Raw genomic sequence first — 22225 nt, forward strand, 5'->3', positions numbered from 1 at the left:
CATGAGGAGCAGCATTTGACCAAACCACCAAGCCAGGAGGCAGCGCAAGCTCACCGAGTCGTGTTTTTTGACCTGGATGGCACGTTGCACCGGGAAGATTTGTTTGGCAGTTTCCTGCGCTTTTTGTTACGGCACCTGCCGTTGAATGGCGTCTTGGTGCTGCCATTGTTGCCTGTGGTTGGGGTGGGTATGCTGCTTGTCGGGCGTGCCGCGCGTTGGCCGGTGAGCTTGCTGTTATGGGCTATGACTTTTGGCCGCTCTGAGAGCGTACTCAAAGCCCTGGAACAGCGCTTTGTCACCGGCTTTCGCCAGAAAGTGACCGCGTTTCCAGCGGTGCAGACGCGCCTGCACCATTATCTTGACCAGCATACGGCACAGATATGGCTGATTACCGGTTCACCAGAGCATCTGGTGGAGCAGGTCTATCGGGATGCTACTTTTCTGCCGCGAGTGCATTTGATTGGTAGCCGCATAACTCGTCGTTACGGCGGTTGGGTGTTGACGTTACGTTGTCTGGGCAAACAGAAGGTAGTGCAATTGGAACAACGTCTCGGTTCACCGTTGAAACTGTACAGTGGTTACAGCGACAGCACACAAGATGACCCGCTGCTGTTTTTCTGTGAACATCGTTGGCGGGTCAGTAAGCAAGGTGAGTTACAGCTGTTGAAGTAGCTCCGGTGATATATAAGGCTGTGCTTTAGTGGCGCAGCCCTGAGATGAACAATATCAATCAGTCATCGCTCACGTCTTGCGGCTGGCGTCCTAGTTGCCAGATTTTTTCCGCATAATGCCCTAAGGCCCACAGGCTGAGCCCAAGCATAACGAAGAAAAAAGCCTTTGGCATACTGTCCCAGAAGAACTCAAAGAAGCGGGTGTACAGATTAATACCGAGAAAGGTCAAACCAAATCCGCGCAACATCCCGTCGTCGTGTTTCAGGCCGAGCCAGATAGCGGCGGCTGCGGCAAGGCCAAACAGCAGACTCCAGTGCAATAGCTCGATTTGGTGTACTCTGTACCAACTGTCCAGATCGCCATAGTTACCGAATATTGACAGGATCCACAGCGCAATAAACAGATACAGCAGCCCCATAGCGAGAGATACTCGCTCCAGACCACGTTGGGCCAGCAGCGGTTTCAACAGCAGCGCGGCGGCGATCAGGGTAATGCCGAAAGCGATAAAACGAATCGGAAAGCTCATGCCAAGCCAGTAAGCACCCCAGCCAGAGAGATAGCCGGTTTCGGCACCAAAGGCATTGCCAAGCGACAGCAAGGCAAACCACCACACCAGCCCGGAACGGCTAAACCAGCCGATAGCACCGTACAGCACTGCGCCCAACATCAGCAGCACCGATACCCGCCCGCTCCCGTTGTCCTGCCAGACGCCCAGTTGCCACAATGCGCAGGCGGTGAGCAGAATGGCGATAAACAGAATAGCCTCATTGCTGTAGCGTTTGTCGGGGAAGCGGATACGGCGGCGTAGCGCCCAGAGATAGGCCAGAACTGCCATTACGGCGGCGATCGCCATGCGCACGGGCGCGTCGAAACGGAACAGTTCGCTGAGCTGTTGCAACAGCCAACTGTCGGTGAACAGGCTGGTCATTGCGATCACCAGCGAAGCCAATGCGGCAAGGAACGCGTAACGTGCCAGCCTGCGCCAGTCAAAAGGCTGAACCTGCATATTTTGCAGCAGTTGCTGATGTTGTTCGGTGCTGAGCGTGCCTTCTTCCACCCAACTGGTGAGTGCTTTACGCACCACCTCTGCATTTTTCTTATTGATTTTCATGTTGTTATATCCTTGAGTAACACCCTTAATCCCTGGTTGTTGCTTAGGGGGTTAGGGGGGTAGCTTGATTGGTAACGATAACCCACACCGTGTACTGTGCGAACCAGAACCGGGTTGACCGGATCGGTTTCAATCGTCTTGCGCAGTTTAGAAATATGCTGATCGAGCGTTCGGCTTTGCGGTAGGTGATCGTATCCCCAAACGGCATCAAACAGCATATCCCGAGTGACTACCCGGTTTTTATGTTGATACAGATAACGCAGAATATTGACTTCGCGCAGCGACAGTTCGAGCCGCTGATCCTGGCGAATGGCGCACAGTTCGTTAGGAAATACTCTGAGATCCCCAAATGGGAAGCTGACGTCTTCCTCCGCCTCCGGCGTTTGGCGCAGGCAACGCCGGGCGATGGTTTTGATTCTGGCGCGCATCTCATGAATACCGAACGGCTTACTGATGTAGTCGTCTGCACCGAGCTCTAACCCAATCACCCGATCAATCTCCTCATCTCTGGCCGACAGGAAAACGATGGGGATCTGTCGATCGTGCTTGCGAATCTCTCTGCACACGTCATAACCATCCCGCTCTGGCATCATGATGTCGAGAATAATAAAGTCCGGTTGTTGCTGATGATACAGCGTCAGCGCCTGTGTTCCATTTTCTGCGGCGATAGGGTGGTAGCCTTCATGAGCCAGCACTTCCATCAGCCCGTTGCGGATGTGGGCATCGTCTTCGGCGATCAATATTTTCACTTGCGCTGCTCCTTATCGGTGATGGCTTCAGGTTTCATAGTGAGTGGTAACGACAGGGTAAAGCAGCTACCGGTCGGGCCACTGGTGACAGAAATCTCTCCTTGCAAGCTGGCCGCCAATTGCCTGGAAATGGTCAAGCCAATGCCGGTGCCGGAAACACCTTCGGTAATGCTGCTTTTGACCCGGTAAAAAGGTTGAAAGATAGCCTTCAGCTCTTTTGCCGCGATGCCGCTACCATAATCGCGGACCTTGATCAGCACATTGCCCGCACTTTGTTCGGCTATCAGTTCTACCCGTTTGCCTTGTGCGGCATATTTTTCCGCGTTGCTGAGAAAGTTGCTGATAATCTGCGTTAAGCGATCCACATCCGTGGTGAGATGAATCTCTGTGTGGGCGAGCAACACCAGTTCCATATGCCTGGTGCCGAAAGCAGGGAGAAAGGTGTGGTAAATCTTGTTCAGCAGCGGGCCCAAGGCTACCGGTTGTAAATGCACTTTTGGCGCTTTGGTAAAGCTGAGGATATTCTGGATCAGGCGTGAGAGGCGTTGGCTTTCATTGAGAATGATCTCGATGTAGCGCTGGTTTGGTGAAAGCGGCGGGCCGTCTTCCTGTTGCCACTCCTGCAACATCTCTGCATACAGCGAAATATTGGTCAGCGGCGTTTTCAACTCGTGCGAAACCTGGCCAACAAAGTTGACCTGCTGCTGTGCGAGCCGTAATTGGCGGGTATATTCTCGGTATAAGTACAGCATCGCCAGCCCGAAGATAGCGATCAGCAGCAGTATCAACAGACCACCCCAGATATAAAGGGTATGGTCATTGGGCGCTTTGGCGTAATAGTCTATTTGCCAGGCACTCAACGGATAAGGTAAGCGCAGGGACTCCAACGGCGTCTGGCCGTCGGCTAAGGGAATGTCGCCATTCTGATAGAGCAGGCGGCCATCATCCAGTACCCGTACCTTGTTCGGTGCATAGTCGAACGCCAGCGTATTAATCACATCGGACAGTAATTTAACGTAAGAAAACTTAAATCCGATCAACTGGTTGCCACGCTGTTGCCAGTAAATCAGCAGCGGTTCGCCAGATTCACGGCTAAGATACCAACCCGAGGTTGGCTGCGCCTGTTCGTCCGTAAAGTAGTGGCTGTACAACAGGCTCGGATCTTGCACGATGGGGGTAATTGCCTGTACCCAGGCTTGTTCTTTCTCGGTCAGTGGCACCTGAGTATTGGGGTACAGCAGCCGGTTTTTCTCCAGCACGAACAGTGTATCAATACCGCTCTCTTGGGCGATTAACTCACTGAGCGCCTTGCTGTCTAATGACATATAGGTAGCGACAGAACTGAGGCGTACTGCGTTCTGCTGCAGCAAGCCCTGGATAAAGGTGCTGACTTGGCTAGTGTGGCTTTGTGCCAGGCGCTGGTTCTGATAATGGCGCAGCAGGGCTTCGTGGGTCAGGGTACGATAACCGAAGTAGGCGATCGCTGCGCAAATCAGTAGCGTAGTGAACGTAAAAAGAAACAGACTTTTTGACGGCTTCATGACCCATCCCATGGCGGCGCTGAGCCTGTGGTTGACTCAGCGCAGAGTTGACCTTTACTGCTGCTGTTGTTTGACGCTGTAGTTCTGTTCTTTTAGTTCCTTACGGTAGGTGGCGGCTTCTTTGCTGTCAATGTCCTGCGCCAATTTACGCTGTTTCTCCGTGCTCTCTCTGACTTTGCTCTCTGCTACCGGGCTGGAGAATGACATACCGCTAAGCTTAGAGGCGTTGGATTCCAGCACTTTCTTGGCTTCATCTTTGCGGCCTGCATCGATTAACCGGATGGCTTCATCATTGGCCAGCGCTGTTTTCTGAATCTCTGACTCGGCCACCACTTCCTGCTGCACGGCATCTCTGACTTTCGCCGCTGACTGGCTGTAGCTGACGGTTACCCGTTCGTTAACCTGATCCTGTTGCTTGCTGCTGAGGTTCAGGTAGCTGACGCTGACATCGGCCAGGTTTTTTTGCTGCTTGTCCGTGCCTTGTGCTGGAATCACCTCCAGCAGAACATATTTCTCCTGATTGGAGTAAAGCTGGTTCAGTTTAACGTTAACCACATTGCCGGAAATTTCACCATCACGCCCAAGCAGCCGTACCGGTTTTACCCGATCGCCAGTTTTTATCTGGACGATAACATCCTGTGCGACCACGGACATCACATCCTGAAACTCCTTGGTAAAGGCGGTTTCCAGATCGGCAGAGCTGGCAACAAAAGCATGGTTGCCGTCGCTGTAACCGGCGATAGCGGTCATTAAATCTTCGTTATAATCATTGCCCAGCCCGATGGTGGTGATGGCAATCCCTTGTTTGGCTGCGATGCGTGCCAACTCGGCGAGCTCACTGATCGAGGTGGGGCCGACATTCGCCTGGCCATCAGAAAGCAGGATGATACGGTTTACTTGCTCATTATTCAGGTGCTTGCCTACCTGACCAATGCCTTTGCTGACACCGGCAAACAGCGCGGTCATGCCTTGCGGGCGAATATGCTGCTGAATGCTGGCGATCAGCGCCGGTTTGTTGCTGACTTTAGTGGCAGGGATAATCACTTCGGCGCTGTTATCGTAGGCAACCACCGACAGAGTGTCCGTCGGGTTGAGCATATTTACCGCCAGAATCGCCGCTTCCCGGGCTTTTTCGATACGATCGCCGCTCATTGAGGTGGAACGATCGATCACCAGCGCCAGGTTGATAGGGCTGCGGCGTTGGCTATCAAGATTGAAGCCAGTCAGGGAAACCTTCAGATAGTTTTTATCTTCACTGTTCACCAGCATGACTGGGGCGGCGAGCTCTGACTTAACGCTGACCACCGGGGATGCCGTTTTTGCCAGACCGAACAGTGGGAACAGGGCGAGTGCCAATAGGGTTGCTGCCTGTTTTATTTTCATGATAGTGCCTCTTATGCAGGACTCAGGGAGTAGTGCAGCGATTATTCACCTTATCATGGGCCGAGTTGTCTGTTCGCTGTATAAAGTTGTCAAAAGTTTGTAAAACAGCGAGTTATACCCTTCATACTTCAAGTTGCTTGGGCATATTGCAGCAATACACCTTTGCAATGCGCTGCTGCGATAAAATAGGGCTACTGTGTATAATGCCCGCCGCAAAAAAGCACGCGAGGATTGATGCAATGAATGAATATAATGACGATTACTGGATGCGGCAGGCATTAAACCTGGCTATGCGTGCGCAGGAAGAGGGTGAGGTGCCTGTGGGGGCGCTGTTGGTATTGGACAATCAGGTGATTGGTGAGGGTTGGAATCGGCCTATTGGCCGCCACGACCCAACAGCCCATGCGGAGATTATGGCGTTGCGCCAGGGCGGCGCGGTTCTACAGAATTACCGCCTGCTGAACGCCACGCTCTATGTCACGCTGGAACCCTGTGTGATGTGCGCAGGAGCGATGATCCATAGCCGCATCCGCCGTTTGGTCTATGGCGCAACCGATGAGAAAACCGGGGCCGCAGGTTCGCTGGTGGATATCCTGCGTCACCCAGGGATGAACCACCAGATTGAGATTGTTTCGGGCGTATTGGCAGAAGAGTGCGCCGCGACGATCAGCAACTTCTTCCGTTTGCGCCGTGAACAGAAAAAAGCTCTGAAGCAGGCGCAGCGTATCGATAAAGATCCCGAGTAATCAGTAATTCAGCGCCAGTTTTGCTTCTACCACCGGATAACCGAGTGCCAGTTCAGCCTGCTTTGCGGCATGCAGCGCTGCTTTCTTCTCTTTTTCCTGCAGATATCCCACTAAGCTGACCTGATAGCGGCGGATATTTTCCACGTAGTTATAGGCTTCGTGACCACGGGCATAGCCATAGGTCAGTAGGGGGATATAGCGTTTCTGGCTGAGCATGGGCAGGCGCTGTTTCACATCCACCCAGCGATCGGGATTACCTTGCTGATTTTTGGTTAGTTTGCGTGCGTCTAACATATGGCCCCAGCCCATGTTATAGGCCGCCAGAGCAAACCAGATACGTTCGTCTTCCGGTACGCTGTCCGGCACTTTCTGCATCAGGCGCTGCAGATAAAGTGCGCCCCCCTGAATACTCTTTTCCGGATCGAGCCTGTCATTCACCCCCAGACCTTCTGCGGTAGCACGTGTCAGCATCATTAGCCCACGTACGCCTGTGGGGGAGGTGGCCTGCGGATTCCAGTGGGATTCCTGATAAGCCACCGCCGCCAACAGCCGCCAGTCGATCTCATTTTTATTGGCATGCTTTTCAAACAACGCACGGAAGTTAGGTAACACCGAATCAATCGCCGACAGGAAGGTTTTGGTATCGACATAATCGAAGCTACCCACGTGACCAAGATATTTTTCTTCAAGCCGCGCCAGGGTACCGTCTTCCACTTTCTGGCTGTAAAAATCCAGCAGCGCGGCATACAAACTGTTATCCGTGCTGCGTTTCAGATACCACGTCACCGGTTCTTCATCGGTGATGTCAAACGCCACGGCCAGTTGTGGATGTATACGCTGTAGCAGAGCAATAGTCACGGAATCACCAATGGCGTAATCAAGCTTGCCATCGGCGACTTGCTCCAGCAGCTCTTTGGAGGTGAGATCGCTCGATGCTTCCCAACTGAGAGTGGGGTATTTATTCTGCTTGAGCTGCTTCAGCGTGCTGACGTGTGCTGAACCCGAAGTGACCGCCAACTTGCCTTTCATATCGGCAAAGGTTTTTGGCCGTGGAGTACCGAGCCGGTAAACCACCTGTTGGGAAACCGAATAGTAAGCCGGGCCAGCGATGGCACGGTTAAGGCGCTCCGGGTTGTAAATCAGGCCTGCGGCCAGCAAATCGGCGTTGTCATCATCCAGATCGTCAAACAGATCGTTGATGTTCTGGTGTGGGATCACCACCAGCTTCACCCCAAGATAGTTGGCGAAGCTTTTTGCTAATTCATAATCCAGACCACTCGGCCCCTGTTTGGTGCTGAAATAGGTCAACGGCGAATTCAGCGTGCTGATCCGTAATTCTCCCCGTGACTTGATCGCTTCAAGTTGGCCGCCTAGGCCACCGCGCCAAGCGATATTGGGCCACAGAGCCAGGGCCAGAAGCAAGGTGACGACACCGATTAGAATGTAGTTTATTTTTATTCGTTTCAAATAGTTATCTCAAATAAATGCACACTTTCTGTTTACTGGATGCCAAGATTTATCATGGTTAAATCACCAGTGTCGGGGCATTTTGCGTAACAAAACGTCAAGGTGCAACTTTATTGACACGTTATGACAAACCGATGGCGAAGAGCGCTTTTATCAATAATAGCTACGCAAACGGTTTCGTCGGCGGCTCGTATTCTCTATAATGACGCGCGTTTTCCCCTGCTGTTGCGCCCAATGAAGTGCTGAAGTCAGTTGCTTCGAAGACGAGAGAACTTTGATTATGGAAATATTGCGTGGCTCGCCCGCTTTGTCGGCTTTTCGTATTACCAAACTGCTGTCCCGCTGCCAGGACGCTCAACTCCCGGTCAGTGATATTTACGCCGAATACGTCCACTTTGCCGATGTTAGTGCACCGCTGAGTGCCGAAGAGCATGCCAAGCTTCAGCGGTTGCTAAAATACGGCCCTTCTCTCGCTGAACATGCCCCGGAAGGCCGCCTGCTGTTGGTGACGCCGCGCCCAGGCACCATTTCCCCCTGGTCTTCCAAAGCCACCGATATTGCGCATAATTGCGGCCTGGAGCAGGTGATTCGCCTTGAGCGCGGTTTGGCATTTTACGTCACCGCCCCGGCGCTGAATGAAGCCCAGTGGCAAACACTGGCCGCATTGCTGCACGATCGCATGATGGAAACCGTCTTCAGCGAGTTACAGCAGGCTGAAAAACTGTTTTCTCACCACCAGCCAACGCCTTATCAGACCGTTGATGTGCTGGGCCAAGGCCGCAGCGCATTGGAACAGGCCAACGTCAAACTCGGTCTGGCGCTGGCGCAGGACGAAATAGATTATCTGTTGAATGCGTTTACCGGTTTGGGGCGCAACCCAACGGATATCGAACTGTACATGTTTGCGCAGGCCAATTCTGAGCACTGCCGTCACAAAATTTTCAATGCAGACTGGATCATTGATGGCGAACAGCAACCAAAGTCGCTGTTCAAAATGATCAAGAATACCTTCGAACAGACGCCGGACTACGTGCTTTCCGCCTATAAAGATAACGCCGCCGTGATGGAAGGTTCGCAGGTTGGCCGTTTCTTTGCTGCGCCGGAAAACGGTGTCTATGACTATCATCAGGAAGATGCACATATCCTGATGAAAGTGGAAACGCACAACCACCCGACGGCGATCTCTCCTTGGCCGGGTGCTGCTACCGGTTCCGGTGGCGAGATCCGTGACGAAGGGGCTACTGGCCGTGGCGCGAAGCCGAAAGCTGGCCTGGTAGGCTTCTCGGTATCCAACCTGCGTATCCCAGGTTTTGAACAGCCGTGGGAACAGGATTTTGGTAAGCCGGATCGCATCGTCACCGCGCTGGATATCATGACCGAAGGCCCGTTGGGGGGCGCTGCGTTCAACAACGAATTTGGTCGCCCGGCGCTGCTGGGGTACTTCCGTACTTATGAAGAGCGCGTCAACAGCCATAACGGCGTTGAGCTGCGCGGTTATCACAAACCGATCATGCTGGCAGGGGGGCTGGGTAACATCCGCGCCGATCACGTGCAGAAGGGCGAAATTACCGTGGGTGCCAAACTGGTGGTGCTCGGTGGCCCGGCGATGAATATCGGTTTGGGCGGTGGTGCAGCTTCTTCCATGGCATCCGGCCAGTCCGATGCCGATCTGGACTTTGCCTCGGTACAGCGCGACAACCCGGAGATGGAGCGCCGTTGCCAGGAAGTGATCGACCGTTGCTGGCAGTTGGGCGATCACAACCCGATTCTGTTTATCCACGATGTGGGAGCGGGTGGCCTGTCGAATGCGATGCCGGAACTGGTGAGCGACGGTGGCCGTGGTGGCCGTTTCGAACTGCGTGACATCCTCAATGATGAGCCGGGTATGAGCCCGCTTGAAGTGTGGTGTAACGAATCGCAGGAGCGTTACGTGCTGGCGGTGGCTCCAGAGCAACTGGCGCAGTTCGATGCCATTTGCCGCCGCGAACGTGCGCCCTATGCGGTGATCGGCGAAGCCACAGAAGAACTGCATCTGACGCTCAACGATCGCCACTTCGACAATCAGCCAATTGATATGCCGTTGGATGTGTTGTTGGGTAAAACACCTAAAATGACCCGCGACGTTCAGCGCCAGCAGGCTCAAGGTGAAGCACTGCAGCGTGCCGAGATCACCCTGGCCGAGGCGGTGAAACGCGTTCTGCATCTGCCTGCCGTGGCAGAGAAAACCTTCCTGATCACCATTGGTGACCGTACCGTGACCGGTATGGTGGCACGTGACCAGATGGTTGGCCCATGGCAGATCCCGGTGGCCGACTGCGCAGTCACTACCGCCAGCCTGGACAGCTACTACGGCGAAGCGATGTCAATCGGCGAGCGCGCGCCTGTCGCGTTGTTGGACTTTGCCGCCTCTGCCCGCTTGGCCGTCGGTGAAGCGCTGACCAACCTGGCAGCTACCGAAATCGGTTCGTTGAAACGCGTGAAGCTTTCAGCTAACTGGATGGCGGCAGCAGGCCATCCCGGTGAAGATGCTGGCCTGTATGAAGCGGTAAAAGCCGTGGGTGAAGAGCTGTGCCCGGCATTGGGCATCACCATTCCGGTGGGCAAAGACTCAATGTCGATGAAAACCCGCTGGCAGGAAGGTCATGAGCAACGCGAGATGACCTCACCGCTTTCGCTGGTGATCACCGCGTTTGCCCGTGTTGAAGATGTGCGCCATACCGTGACGCCGCAACTGCGTACCGACAAAGGCGATACCGCGCTGCTGCTGATTGACTTGGGTAATGGCCACAACGCACTGGGGGCTACGGCCTTGGCACAGGTTTATCGCCAACTGGGCGATAAACCAGCCGATGTACGCAATGTGGAGCAACTGGCTGGTTTCTTCAATGCGATGCAGCAACTGGTGGCGGATCGCGCGCTGCTGGCTTATCACGATCGTTCTGACGGTGGCTTGTTGGTGACGCTGGCAGAAATGGCTTTTGCTGGCCACTGTGGTGTGAAGGTTGATATTCAGTCCTTGGGTGACGATGCGCTGGCTGCCTTATTTAATGAGGAGCTCGGTGCGGTGATTCAGGTTTCCAGCACGCAATTGGCTGCCGTGCAGCAGGTGTTTGCCGATCATGGCCTGACCAACAATGTGCACCCTATTGGCAGTGTGCAGAGTGGCGATCGCTTTGAGATCGCCAGTGCAGGCAAACTGGTGTATAGCGAAAACCGCAATACGCTGCGCACCTGGTGGGCTGAAACCACTTGGCAGATGCAGCGCCTGCGTGATAACCCAGAATGTGCCGATCAGGAACACCAGGCCAAACAGGATGTTCGCGATCCTGGTCTGAACGTCAAGCTGACCTTCGCACCGGATGAAGATATTGCCGCGCCTTACATCGCCAAGGGTGTACGTCCGAAAGTGGCCGTGTTGCGTGAGCAGGGGGTTAACTCTCACGTTGAGATGGCGGCCGCGTTCCACCGTGCCGGTTTTGATGCGGTTGATGTGCACATGAGCGATCTGCTGACAGGGCGCCTCGATTTGCAGGGTTTCCACACGTTGGTCGCCTGTGGGGGCTTCTCCTACGGTGATGTGTTGGGGGCTGGTGAGGGTTGGGCAAAGTCAATTCTGTTCAACGAGCGTGTACGCAATGAGTTTGCAGAGTTCTTCTTGCGGCCACAAACGTTGGCGTTAGGTGTCTGTAACGGTTGCCAGATGATGTCTAACCTGCGTGAGCTGATTCCAGGGGCTGAGCACTGGCCGCGCTTTGTGCGTAACCTGTCGGAGCGCTTTGAAGCCCGTTTCAGTCTGGTGGAAGTTGCTGCCAGCCCGTCACTGTTTATGCAGGGTATGGCGGGTTCACGTATGCCAATTGCGGTTTCTCATGGCGAAGGCTACGTGGAAGTGCGCGATGCGGCACATCTGGCGGCGTTGGAACATCATGGCCTGGTTGCGCTACGCTTTGTGGATAATGCTGGCCAGGTCACTGAGGCTTATCCGGCGAACCCGAACGGCTCGCCAAACGGGATCACCGCAGTGACCAGCAGCGATGGCCGCGCTACCGTGATGATGCCGCACCCTGAAAGGGTCTTCCGTACGGTAAGCAATTCCTGGCACCCGGAAGAGTGGGGCGAGGATAGCCCTTGGATGCGTATGTTCCGCAATGCGCGTAAACAACTGGGCTGATTGATGCGGTCTGCTTGATGCATCATTATTATCTGGGGCGCAAAATGTTGCGCCCTTTTTATTTCTTTATATTTTAGTGAGTTAGGGTTTGTGTCGGCTTTTTGCGACAAACGCTATATTGGGTGTCTCTAAAAGGAGACGTGTAACTTATTGATTTTATTGATGAGTAAATATGTAGGGATAAGTTGTCGGCATTTGGCGACGGTGTGGCGGATTATCTCCCATCAGGTATAACTCAAAATGGTAATTCCAAATGAGTTATTATTAAAAATAACAATAAAATCAATTCATTAAAAATAAACCATCAAGGTTGGCATGAGTAGTGCATTATATTACTCAGTTGCTCATTCAACTTTTTATGATGGCCCCGTATTTAGACGGAATTATGCCTCATAAGCCTCCGAATGATGCCAAAGAAATGGTGCCTATCGTCCAACTACATCGATAACAGACGCGTAAGCGGCTTTATCAAGCATCGGACGACACGTTGAGTGAGGCACCGCCTTGTATCCAACTGTGATGATGTGTTCATCAATTCCGGATACTTAAGGATGCTATTCGTCCTATTCGATGCCAGCTTTGTGCTACATCACCCTGGGGACGAGGTTTAAGGGCATCCACATATCTCATTGCGATGGGGCATTTTGCCCCAGCGTCAATGTTAAAAGCCCTTCAGGCCAGCGTCATTCTGTGTTTTTCATGTCGCAACAGAAGCGCTCATTCGTTCTTGGTAAGTTCTCCCCATCTCTTCTCTTGCTCCCTGCGTTCACCATCATTGCTTTTTTGATGATTTTTATAAATTCGTTTCTTATGTGCTAAACGGCCACTTTGCGTGCCGGATCGCGGATTATCCTTTATCGGGCTTTTTTCTCCTCGTCGAGTCAGTTAGCATCAATGCAGACTAAAGATAATGAGATGATTTCTTTGAAAAGATGGCGTTTATTCCCACGTTCGTTGCGTCAATTGGTGCTGATGGCGTTTCTGTTGGTGCTGCTCCCCTTGCTGGTACTGGCTTATCAGGCCTATCAGAGCCTGGATCATCTCAGCGCGCAGGCGGCAGATATCAACCGAACGACGCTGGTGGATGCCCGGCGCAGCGAAGCGATGACCAGCATGGCGCTGGAAATGGAACGCAGCTATCGCCAGTATTGCGTTCTGGTCGATCCTACTTTAGAGCGGCTTTATCAGAACCAGCGCAAACAATATTCCCAGATGCTGGACTCCCATGCGCCGATCTTACCCGATGAGCGTTACTACCAGACATTGCGCGATCTGCTCACTCAGCTTGCGACTATCAAGTGCCAGAGCAGCGGCCCGGATAAAGACTCCTCACTGTTGCTGGAGTCGTTCTCCCGTTCCAATGCAGAAATGGTTCAGGCTACGCGTAGCGTTATCTTCTCTCGAGGTCAGCAGTTGCAACAGGCGATTGCCGAGCGTGGTCAGTTTTTTGGCTGGCAGGCACTGTTACTGTTTTTGGTCAGCGTGATGTTGGTGGTGCTGTTTACCCGCATGATTATCGGGCCGGTCAAGGCGGTTGAGCGTATGATTAACCGCTTGGGCGAAGGGCGGCCAATCGGTATGACGGCTTCTTTCAAAGGTCCGCGAGAGCTACGCTCGTTGGCGCAACGCATTATCTGGCTGAGTGAGCGTTTGGCATGGCTGGAATCGCAACGGCATGAGTTCCTGCGCCACATTTCCCACGAGTTGAAAACGCCGTTGGCCAGTATGCGGGAAGGTACCGAACTGCTGGCTGATGAAGTGGCAGGCCCGTTGACCTCCGATCAAAAAGAGGTGGTAGCGATCCTCGATCAAAGTAGCCGCCACCTGCAGCAATTGATTGAGCAATTGCTGGATTACAACCGCAAATTGGCCGATGGCCCGTCGGAACATGAGAATGTCGAGCTGGAAGAACTGGTGGATATGGTGGTTGCCGCCCACAGTTTGCCTGCTCGAGCTAAAATGATCCGCACCGAGGTGAAGCTTGATGCGGAAATCTGTTGGGCACAACCTACGCTATTGATGCGTGTACTGGATAATCTCTACTCCAATGCGGTGCACTACGGCGAGGAATCCGGTAACATTTGGATCCGCAGTCGCCAGGTTGGGCAACGGGTGCAGATTGACGTCGCCAATACTGGTACGCCAATCCCCGAAACGGAACATACCATGATTTTTGAGCCTTTTTTCCAGGGCAGTCACCAGCGAAAAGGGGCGGTAAAAGGAAGCGGGCTGGGGCTGAGTATTGCTCAGGATTGTATCCGCCGTATGCGCGGAGAGTTGAAACTGGTCAACGTTGCTGACGCTGATGTCTGTTTCCGAATTGAATTGCCATTAACCGCCGAGAATGAATAAATAATGTATATATGGTCTAAACGCGCTCGTTTACCACAGACCGAAGGTTCACCACGTATTTTTCAACGTGCACCGCTCGGCAAGCGCCCGTTTTCTTTTTTGGGCCCACTGCTTTTTGCCCCGCTCCTGCTTGCGGGGTGTGTTGATCGTGCCGTCAGTAGTGATTTAGCTCTACAGCAGCAAGAATCTATTCCAGATATTAAAGTCGTCGATTACCGCATCGCACCTTGCGAAACGTTGTTACCACTTGATGATAAAGAAATACTGGAAAACCCTCTCTACTGGCTGCGAGTCATGGATTGTGCCGATCGTATTGGTTCCACGCAGGCTCGTGCCTTGGTGAAAACGCTGCCGGGCAGCAGCTGGCAAGGCGTTTTCAAACAAAGCATTCTGCTGGGCAGCGCTGAGCCGACCTCGGCTGAACGCCGCCAGATTATCGATCGTCTCAATAGTTATCGCCTCGAGTTTCCTAGCTCATTGCGCCCATTGCTACAGCTGTGGCGTCAGCAACAGGCCCTGCAGATTTCATTGTTTGACGAGCGGGCTCGCTACCAGCATCTACAGGAAAGCTCAGATAGCCAGATCGACTTACTGCGCCAGAGCCAGGCTCATTTGCAGAACCAATTGCAGGAGACGTCTCGCAAACTGGAGACCCTGACCGATATTGAGCGCCAGCTTTCCTCGCGTAAGCAAATGCAGGGCGAAATCCCTGAAAGTGGCACAGCCCAGCCAAAGGTGGATGCTGCAGGCAAAAATACGGCATCCCCGGCAAAAGCTAAAGACGCTGAGCCGGAGCCTGCCCACGAGACAGAGAAAGGGACGGCTGTCCCGGTAGAACCAGAAGAGAGCGATACACCGCCACCCGCTCATAAGGAGTCTAAAGCGCAATGACAGCTCGCAAACCGGCCAATCTTCTGTTGGTTGATGACGATCCCAGCCTGCTCAAGCTGCTGGGGATGCGCCTGACCAGCGAAGGTTTTCACGTCATTACCGCTGCCAGCGGCCAGGAGGCATTACGTTTGCTGGCGCGTGAAAAGATCGATCTGGTCATCAGCGATTTGCGGATGGATGAAATGGACGGCATGGCGTTGTTCGCTGAAATCCAGAAGTATCAGCCGGGTATGCCAGTGATCATTCTAACTGCTCACGGTTCGATCCCGGATGCGGTGGCCGCAACCCAGCAAGGGGTGTTCAGCTTCCTGACCAAACCGGTCGATCGAGATGCGCTGTACAAAGCCATTGACGATGCGCTGTCGTTGTCGATACCGGCTGGTGATGAAAGCTGGCGTGAAGACTTCGTAACCCGTAGCCCGATCATGTTGCGCCTGCTTGAGCAGGCCAAGATGGTGGCACAGTCGGATGTCAGCGTACTGATTAATGGCCAGAGCGGTACCGGTAAGGAAGTGCTGGCACAGGCAATTCATGGTGCTAGCCCTCGGGCGAAAAAAGCCTTTATCGCTATCAACTGCGGTGCATTACCAGAGCAACTGTTGGAGTCAGAGTTGTTTGGGCACGCCAAAGGCGCATTCACCGGTGCGGTCAGCAGCCGTGAAGGCTTGTTCCAGGCTGCTGCTGGTGGGACGCTGTTTCTGGATGAGATCGGTGATATGCCGCTTTCGCTGCAGGTGAAGTTGTTGCGTGTTCTGCAGGAGCGCAAGGTGCGTCCGCTGGGCAGTAATCGCGATCTGGACATTGACGTGCGTATCATTTCCGCGACCCACCGTGATCTGCCCAAGGCGATGGCGAAAAACGAGTTCCGTGAAGATCTCTATTACCGTTTGAATGTCGTCAACCTGAAGATCCCGGCACTGAATGAGCGGGCGGAAGATATTCCGCTGCTGGCTAACCATTTATTGCGTGAATCGGCCCTGCGCCATAAACCTTTTGTGCGCAGTTTCTCCTCCGATGCGATGAAACGCCTGATGACCGCCAGTTGGCCGGGCAATGTGCGCCAACTGGTGAACGTCATCGAGCAGTGTGTGGCGTTGACATCTGCTCCGGTGATCAGCGAAGCATTGGTGGAACAGGCCCTGGAAGGGGAAAACACCGCTTTGCCGACCTTTGTCGAAGCACGCAATCAGTTTGAATTACACTATTTACGCAAGCTGTTGCAGATCACCAAGGGTAACGTCACTCAGGCCGCGCGCATGGCGGGCCGTAACCGTACTGAATTCTATAAATTGTTGTCGCGTCATGAACTGGACGCCAATGATTTCAAAGAATGATGTTTTTTTCCTGAACCTGCTTAAGGCAGGTTCTCAACAAACAAAACCGAAGGGTATATACCCAAAATAATTCGAGTTGTTTGTAGGCGGCAACCGAGTGAAGCCCCAGGAGCTTACTCAAGTAAGTGACTGGGGTGAGTGAGGGAAGCCAACACCCAAGCAGCTTGAAGTATGACGGGTATACACTTCGATTCTTTTGTTGTGGCATGGCAGAGCAGAGATATGAGCAGATCACTTTCCATTGCGTTGGCCCAGTTGAATTTGCTGGTGGGCGATATTGAGGGCAACACGGAACGCATGTTGCAAACCGTGCAAGACCAGCAGAAGGCGGGAGCCGATCTGGTTATGTTCACCGAGTTGGCACTGTCGGGTTATCCGCCGGAAGACCTGTTGTACCGTGACGATTTTTATCAACGTTGCGATGCCCAACTGAATCGTTTGCAACAGGCATCGGCCAAGGTGGCGATCCTGCTAGGCCACCCGTGGCGTGAAGACGGTAAGCTGTATAACGCACTGTCGCTGTTTTCCGAAGGGCAACTGCAGGCGCGTTACTTCAAGCAGCAGTTGCCGAATTACGGTGTGTTCGACGAAAAACGCTACTTCCATGCCGGGGATAAAAGCTGTGTGGTGGATCTGAAAGGTTATCGCCTGGGTTTGCTGATTTGCGAAGATCTGTGGTTCCCGGAGCCGGTGGATGCGGTAAAAGCCGCTGGGGCGGAAATTCTGCTGTCGATCAATGCATCACCGTATAACCGTGAAAAGCCTTATATCCGTAAAACCCTGATGGCAGGCCACTGCCAGCGCACGGGCTTGCCATTGGTATACCTCAACCAGATCGGTGGGCAGGATGAGCTGATTTTTGATGGTTGCTCAAAAGTGTTCGATGCCGCAGGGAATATGACCCATCGCCTGGCGGCGTTTGCTGAGCAGGTCACTCTATTGGAATTCAACGATCTGCAGGTGGTGCCGATGACCGCACCAGCGGCGGAACTGCCGCCGTTGGCACAGGTATACGAAGCGCTGGTGCTGGCAGTGCGCGACTATGTCACCAAGAACGGTTTCAAAGGCGCTGTACTGGGCCTGTCCGGCGGTATCGACTCGGCGCTGACGCTGGCCATTGCCGTTGATGCGTTGGGTAAAGACAAGGTACAGGCCTTGATGATGCCGTTCCGTTACACGGCGGATATCAGTATTGCTGATGCTAAAGAAGAGGCTGAAATCCTGGGTATCGAGTTTGACATTGTGTCTATTGAGCCGATGTTTGATGCCTTTATGGGCCAGTTATCACCGATGTTTGTTGGCACCGAGCGTGATACCACCGAAGAGAATCTGCAGGCCCGCTGCCGTGGTGTGGTGCTGATGGCGCTGTCTAACAAACGCCGCAGCATCGTGTTGACCACCGGTAACAAAAGCGAAATGGCTGTGGGTTATGCCACGCTGTATGGAGATATGGCGGGCGGTTTTGACGTGCTGAAAGACGTGCCAAAAACGCTGGTGTTCAAACTGTCTGAATACCGCAATACTGTCTCTTATGTGATCCCACAGCGGGTGATCGATCGTCCGCCGTCTGCCGAATTGGCCCCGGATCAGCTCGATCAGGACAGCCTGCCGCCATATGACATTCTGGATGCCATTCTTGAAGGTTACGTTGAGCGCGATAAGTCAGTCGCCGATCTGGTGGCTGAAGGCTTTGATGAAGCTATTGTGCGCAAGGTGATCCGCTTGGTGGATATTAATGAATACAAGCGGCGTCAGGCAGCCGTTGGGCCACGCATTACCGCCCGTAGTTTTGGTAAAGATCGCCGTTACCCAATCACCTCCGGTTTTGGCCGTAAAAATTGGTAATTAAGGAATAAAAATGAAAAAAATCGACGCTATTATCAAACCGTTCAAACTGGATGACGTGCGTGAAGCGCTGGCGGAAGTCGGGATCACCGGGATGACCGTAACCGAAGTCAAAGGCTTTGGCCGCCAGAAAGGCCATACCGAGCTGTACCGTGGTGCAGAATACATGGTCGATTTCCTGCCGAAGGTCAAAATCGAAATCGTGGTGGCTGACGATATCGTGGATACCTGTGTAGAAACCATCATGCAGACTGCACAAACTGGCAAAATCGGCGACGGTAAGATCTTTGTTTTCGACGTAGCGCGAGTGGTGCGTATTCGTACTGGCGAGCAAGACGAAGAAGCGATTTAAGCGGTCTGGCTCAAGTGGATTTATGCCGGAGAGGCGTAGCATTGCTGCGCCTCTGTCGTTTCTCGCCTGGTGAACATGGGCAGTTCTTATCCCCTGATGATAACAGTTGCAAAATCTAATGAGCAGATACGACATTTCAAGCAGCGAAGGAAAGTATGCGGAAGGCTCTGCAGAGCAGGTTTTGGCAAATAGGTTGGGGATTTCTAACCCTGATGAAATTGATGGGGCTGAGCTGGTTCTGTTGGAGAAGCTTTACCAAGCGGTTTTTGAGGAACAATTTCCCCAAGGGCCAATCACTGTTTCAATGATAAAAGGTTGGCATCGCCGTTGGCTGGCAAATATCTATGAGTGGGCCGGACAAGAGCGAACGGTGAATATCAGTAAAGGCGGTTTTATGTTTGCGCCTTCTGCACAGTTGCCAAAGCTTTTAAATGGGTTCGAAACAAAGCATCTCGTAAGATATACGCCATGCTCAGGAATGAACAAAGAAGAAGTCATAGAGGCAATTGCGATTCTCCACGTGGAGTTGATACTCATTCATCCATTCAGAGAGGGTAATGGGCGTTTATCGCGGCTTCTAGCGGATGTAATGGCTGTTCAAGGAGGGTTTAAACCTTTGGACTATCAAAGTTGGGAGCATAACAGAGATCATTACATATCGGCTATTCATGCAGGAATAGGCATGAACTATGAACCGATGAAATACTGGGTCAGTCTAGCGCTGGAAAATGATTAAATCCCCAAGCGGAGATGAGCAAACTTTTCACGTTGAATTTTGAGAGAGGCTTCAATTTTATCTGATGGTTGACCTGTTTCGATCGCTGTGGAAGTCACAACAGAACGAACGATCTGTTCACGGGAAGGTTTGTTATAAGATACAACCGTTTTTTTAGCACTGTTCATCATTACCCTCCATCTTTATACCTAGTCACTAAAGCATATTATAAGTTAAAACTGATACCGATGTGCCGGTATTTTGGGCCTGGCCATGATCTGCCTATCATTCTAAAAAAGCGAACGCTATCGCATTTCTCCCACTTTCCCCGATAGCTTGCCGGTAAGCATCTACACTCAAAGCAATCGCTTTGACTGAGGTTGCTTGCCATGATGACGTTACGCCAAATCCGCCACTTTATCGCCGTGGCAGAAACCGGCTCAATCTCTGCTGCCGCGCAGGCAGTGTTTGTCTCGCAGTCATCTTTGACTTTAGCGATCCAGCAGTTGGAAACAGAAATTGGCGTCCGGTTGTTCGAGCGCCATGCCAAAGGGATGAGCCTCACTCATCAAGGCCACCAGTTTTTGCGCCAATCTTATCTGATCCTTGCCACGGTGGATAACGCCAAACGCAGCCTGCAGTTGGGCACCGAGAGCCTGAACGGCAAGCTGACTATCGGTGTTACCAGTCTGGTTGCCGGTTATTTTCTGGTGGAACTGCTTAAGCGTTTTAAATCAGCCTATCCCAACGTAACGATCCAGGTGATTGAGGATGAACGGCCCTACATCGAACATTTGCTGGTGAGCGGTGAAATTGATATCGGTGTGTTGATCCTGTCGAACATTGAAGATCGCGATGCATTGCAAGCCGAAGTGCTGATGCATTCACCGTATCGCCTGTGGTTACCGCCGCTGCATCCGTTGCTGGAACATGAAAGTATCAGTTTAGCGGACGTTGCAAAGCAGCCTTTAATTCAACTGAATGTGGATGAAATGGATGTACATGCCCGGCGGATTTGGGGCCGCGCGGGCCTTAAGCCGGAGATTGCGATGAAAACCGCCTCCACCGAAGCGGTGCGTAGCCTGGTGGCGGCAGGAATGGGGATTGCCATTCTGCCGGATATGGCTTATCGCGCCTGGTCGCTGGAAGGCAATATGATCGAGGCTCGTAAGCTGGTGGATCTGCTGGAACCGTTGGATATCGGCCTGGCATGGCGGCGTGGTAGTGCCCGGCCTGAGTTGGTCACACCATTCCTGACGATTGCGCGTGAGAACAGTAAGATGAATGTAGCAGGCCTGAAGCATTCGATTTAGTCGAACGCAGCCTTCAGTATTTAGTATTTGTTGCCCGCAGTACGCTCGCCTAGTCTGATAAAACCACTTAATCACATTTGGTTAACGTTTTTGTCACAAGGCGATACGCAATGGCAGATGTGCAGCTCGTTTCAGGTTTGTCCTGTCAGCAATTTATTAATGGTCAATCGGTTGAAGGCGAAGGCCATCATGAGCAGATTGTTAACCCTGCCAATGGCGAAACGCTGGTTTCTCTCGCCGAAGCTTCTACTGCCCAAGTGGGTAGCGCTGTCGCGGCTGCACAGCAGGCTTTTTCTCACTGGTCCCGCACCACACCTGCTTTTCGCGCGGCTATCTTGTTGCGCATCGCCGATGCTATTGAGCAACAGGCTGAGTATTTGGCGCGGCTCGAAGCGCTCAATTGCGGTAAACCTTTTCATCAGGCGCTGAAGGATGACCTGCCAGCGGCTATCGATGTGTTCCGCTTTTTCGCCGGAGCAGTACGCACTCAGCAGGGGCAACTGGCTGGTGAATATATTGCCGGCCACACCTCAATGGTGCGGCGCGATCCGCTCGGTGTAGTGGCCTCTATTGCCCCCTGGAATTACCCATTGATGATGGCCGCCTGGAAAATTGCGCCAGCGCTGGCTGCAGGGAATACCGTGGTATTTAAGCCTTCCGAGCATACGCCGCTGACTATTCTTGCGCTGGTTCCTGCGTTGCAGGAGATCCTGCCACCGGGCGTTTTGAACATTGTTTACGGTGGTGGTGAAGGGGTAGGTAGCTATCTGGTGGGCCACCCGCAGGTACGGCTGGTTTCTGTCACTGGCGATATCGTGACTGGGCAGAAAATCCTGCAAGCGGCAGTGAAAAGCGTAAAGCGCACTCATCTGGAATTGGGAGGTAAAGCCCCGGTGATCGTCTGTGACGATGCCGATCTGGACGAAGTGGTCAGCAGTATCCGCACCTTTGGTTATTACAACGCCGGGCAAGATTGCACCGCAGCTTGCCGGATCTATGCGCAGGCAGGTATTTATCCGCAGTTGGTCGAAGCCTTGGGGGAAGCGGTTGCCAGCCTGCGTTTCGCCCGCAAGCGCGATGAAGATAATGAGATTGGCCCACTGATCAGCAGCCGCCAGCGCGATCGCGTAGCCAGTTTTGTCGAGCGTGCCCTCAGCCAACCCCATATTGAACTGATTACCGGCGCAGCAGCCCATTCCGGCCCCGGTTTCTATTATCAACCCACCTTGCTGGCGGGCTGCCTGCAAACTGACGAAATCGTCCAGCGTGAAGTATTTGGCCCGGTGGTCAGCGTCACGCGCTTCGAAACGCTGGAACAGGCGGTGAGCTGGGCGAACGACTCTGAATACGGTCTGGCCTCTTCGGTTTGGACGCAGAACATCGATCGCGCACTGCACATCGCCGCGCATCTGCAATATGGCAGCACCTGGATCAACACCCACTTTACTCTGGCGAGTGAAATGCCGCACGGCGGTCTGAAACGCTCCGGCTATGGTAAGGATCTTTCCAGCGATTCATTACAGGATTACAGCGTTGTCAGGCATGTGATGGCGAAATTCAAGCCCGCTTTTTAACCGTTTACA

17 protein-coding genes are annotated in these 22225 nt (G+C 53.0%); 11 read left to right on the forward strand and 6 right to left on the reverse strand.

The genetic code is table 11. The features are described 5' to 3' along the window. Positions 1-15 precede the first annotated feature (15 nt). The gene (gene yfhb / locus IV04_RS15105; protein ID WP_037395359.1) at positions 16-672 is read left to right on the forward strand and encodes a phosphatidylglycerophosphatase C; all 657 of its coding nucleotides are present in this window, start codon (positions 16-18) and stop codon (positions 670-672) included. Between the two features lie 58 nt (positions 673-730). Here the strand turns inward: yfhb and IV04_RS15110 are convergent, their stop codons facing one another. From IV04_RS15110 to IV04_RS15125, 4 genes are read right to left on the reverse strand one after another with little or no spacing between them, the layout of a single operon-like run. Then, positions 731-1783 (reverse strand): DUF2157 domain-containing protein, encoded by a 1053-nt coding sequence (locus IV04_RS15110; RefSeq protein WP_037395361.1) that lies wholly within the window; start codon positions 1781-1783, stop codon positions 731-733. Beyond that, positions 1780-2532 (reverse strand): response regulator transcription factor, encoded by a 753-nt coding sequence (locus IV04_RS15115; RefSeq protein WP_231566231.1) that lies wholly within the window; start codon positions 2530-2532, stop codon positions 1780-1782. The genes IV04_RS15110 and IV04_RS15115 overlap by 4 nt, the downstream gene beginning before the upstream one ends. After that, positions 2529-4073, reverse strand: a complete 1545-nt coding sequence (locus IV04_RS15120; protein ID WP_037395363.1) for a cell wall metabolism sensor histidine kinase WalK — start codon at positions 4071-4073, stop codon at positions 2529-2531. Before IV04_RS15120 ends, IV04_RS15115 begins: the two co-directional genes overlap by 4 nt. 54 nt (positions 4074-4127) lie before the next feature. Next, on the reverse strand, positions 4128-5456 hold the full coding sequence (locus IV04_RS15125) for a VWA domain-containing protein (protein WP_081893228.1): 1329 nt from the start codon (positions 5454-5456) through the stop codon (positions 4128-4130). A gap of 239 nt (positions 5457-5695) precedes the next feature. Here IV04_RS15125 and tadA point away from each other — a divergent pair, with 239 nt between their 5' ends. Then, positions 5696-6202 carry a tRNA adenosine(34) deaminase TadA gene (tadA, locus tag IV04_RS15130; RefSeq protein WP_037395365.1) on the forward strand — a complete coding sequence of 169 codons (507 nt, stop codon included), beginning with the start codon at positions 5696-5698 and terminating at the stop codon, positions 6200-6202. Here the strand turns inward: tadA and mltF are convergent, their stop codons facing one another. Continuing rightward, positions 6203-7669, reverse strand: a complete 1467-nt coding sequence (gene mltF / locus IV04_RS15135; protein ID WP_037395367.1) for a membrane-bound lytic murein transglycosylase MltF — start codon at positions 7667-7669, stop codon at positions 6203-6205. 280 nt (positions 7670-7949) lie between these two features. Here mltF and purL point away from each other — a divergent pair, with 280 nt between their 5' ends. The 7 genes from purL (at position 7950) to IV04_RS15170 (ending at position 19350) form a co-directional block, all read left to right on the forward strand. Beyond that, positions 7950-11840: a phosphoribosylformylglycinamidine synthase gene (purL, locus tag IV04_RS15140; protein ID WP_037395368.1), complete on the forward strand. Its 3891-nt coding sequence runs from the start codon at positions 7950-7952 to the stop codon at positions 11838-11840. Positions 11841-12755: 915 nt separating this feature from the next. Next, entirely contained in the window at positions 12756-14192 is a 1437-nt protein-coding gene (locus IV04_RS15145) for a HAMP domain-containing sensor histidine kinase (RefSeq protein ID WP_037395371.1), read from the forward strand. 3 nt (positions 14193-14195) lie between these two features. Continuing rightward, positions 14196-15083 carry a two-component system QseEF-associated lipoprotein QseG gene (gene qseG, locus IV04_RS15150; RefSeq protein WP_051916827.1) on the forward strand — a complete coding sequence of 296 codons (888 nt, stop codon included), beginning with the start codon at positions 14196-14198 and terminating at the stop codon, positions 15081-15083. Beyond that, positions 15080-16417 carry a two-component system response regulator GlrR gene (glrR, locus tag IV04_RS15155; RefSeq protein ID WP_037395373.1) on the forward strand — a complete coding sequence of 446 codons (1338 nt, stop codon included), beginning with the start codon at positions 15080-15082 and terminating at the stop codon, positions 16415-16417. The genes qseG and glrR overlap by 4 nt, the downstream gene beginning before the upstream one ends. A gap of 222 nt (positions 16418-16639) precedes the next feature. Further along, complete coding sequence (locus tag IV04_RS15160; RefSeq protein WP_037395375.1) at positions 16640-18262, forward strand: NAD+ synthase; 1623 nt, start codon at positions 16640-16642, stop codon at positions 18260-18262. Between the two features lie 13 nt (positions 18263-18275). Then, complete coding sequence (gene glnB / locus IV04_RS15165; protein ID WP_004847623.1) at positions 18276-18614, forward strand: nitrogen regulatory protein P-II; 339 nt, start codon at positions 18276-18278, stop codon at positions 18612-18614. 118 nt (positions 18615-18732) lie between these two features. After that, positions 18733-19350 carry a Fic family protein gene (locus IV04_RS15170; RefSeq protein WP_037395380.1) on the forward strand — a complete coding sequence of 206 codons (618 nt, stop codon included), beginning with the start codon at positions 18733-18735 and terminating at the stop codon, positions 19348-19350. Here IV04_RS15170 and IV04_RS26590 read toward each other — a convergent pair. After that, entirely contained in the window at positions 19347-19520 is a 174-nt protein-coding gene (locus tag IV04_RS26590) for a hypothetical protein (protein WP_156106823.1), read from the reverse strand. The two genes, IV04_RS15170 and IV04_RS26590, sit on opposite strands and share 4 nt — an antisense overlap. A 198-nt stretch (positions 19521-19718) precedes the next feature. On the opposite strand from IV04_RS26590, the gene IV04_RS15175 reads away from it, so the two are divergent. Both IV04_RS15175 and IV04_RS15180 read left to right on the forward strand, forming a co-directional pair. Continuing rightward, the gene (locus IV04_RS15175; protein ID WP_037395382.1) at positions 19719-20642 is read left to right on the forward strand and encodes a LysR substrate-binding domain-containing protein; all 924 of its coding nucleotides are present in this window, start codon (positions 19719-19721) and stop codon (positions 20640-20642) included. 110 nt (positions 20643-20752) lie between these two features. Continuing rightward, positions 20753-22216: a gamma-aminobutyraldehyde dehydrogenase gene (locus IV04_RS15180; protein ID WP_037395384.1), complete on the forward strand. Its 1464-nt coding sequence runs from the start codon at positions 20753-20755 to the stop codon at positions 22214-22216. The last annotated feature ends 9 nt before the right edge of the window (positions 22217-22225 follow it).

The sequence above is a fragment of the Serratia sp. Ag1 genome (assembly GCF_000743355.1).
Classification (GTDB): Bacteria; Pseudomonadota; Gammaproteobacteria; order Enterobacterales; family Enterobacteriaceae; genus Chania.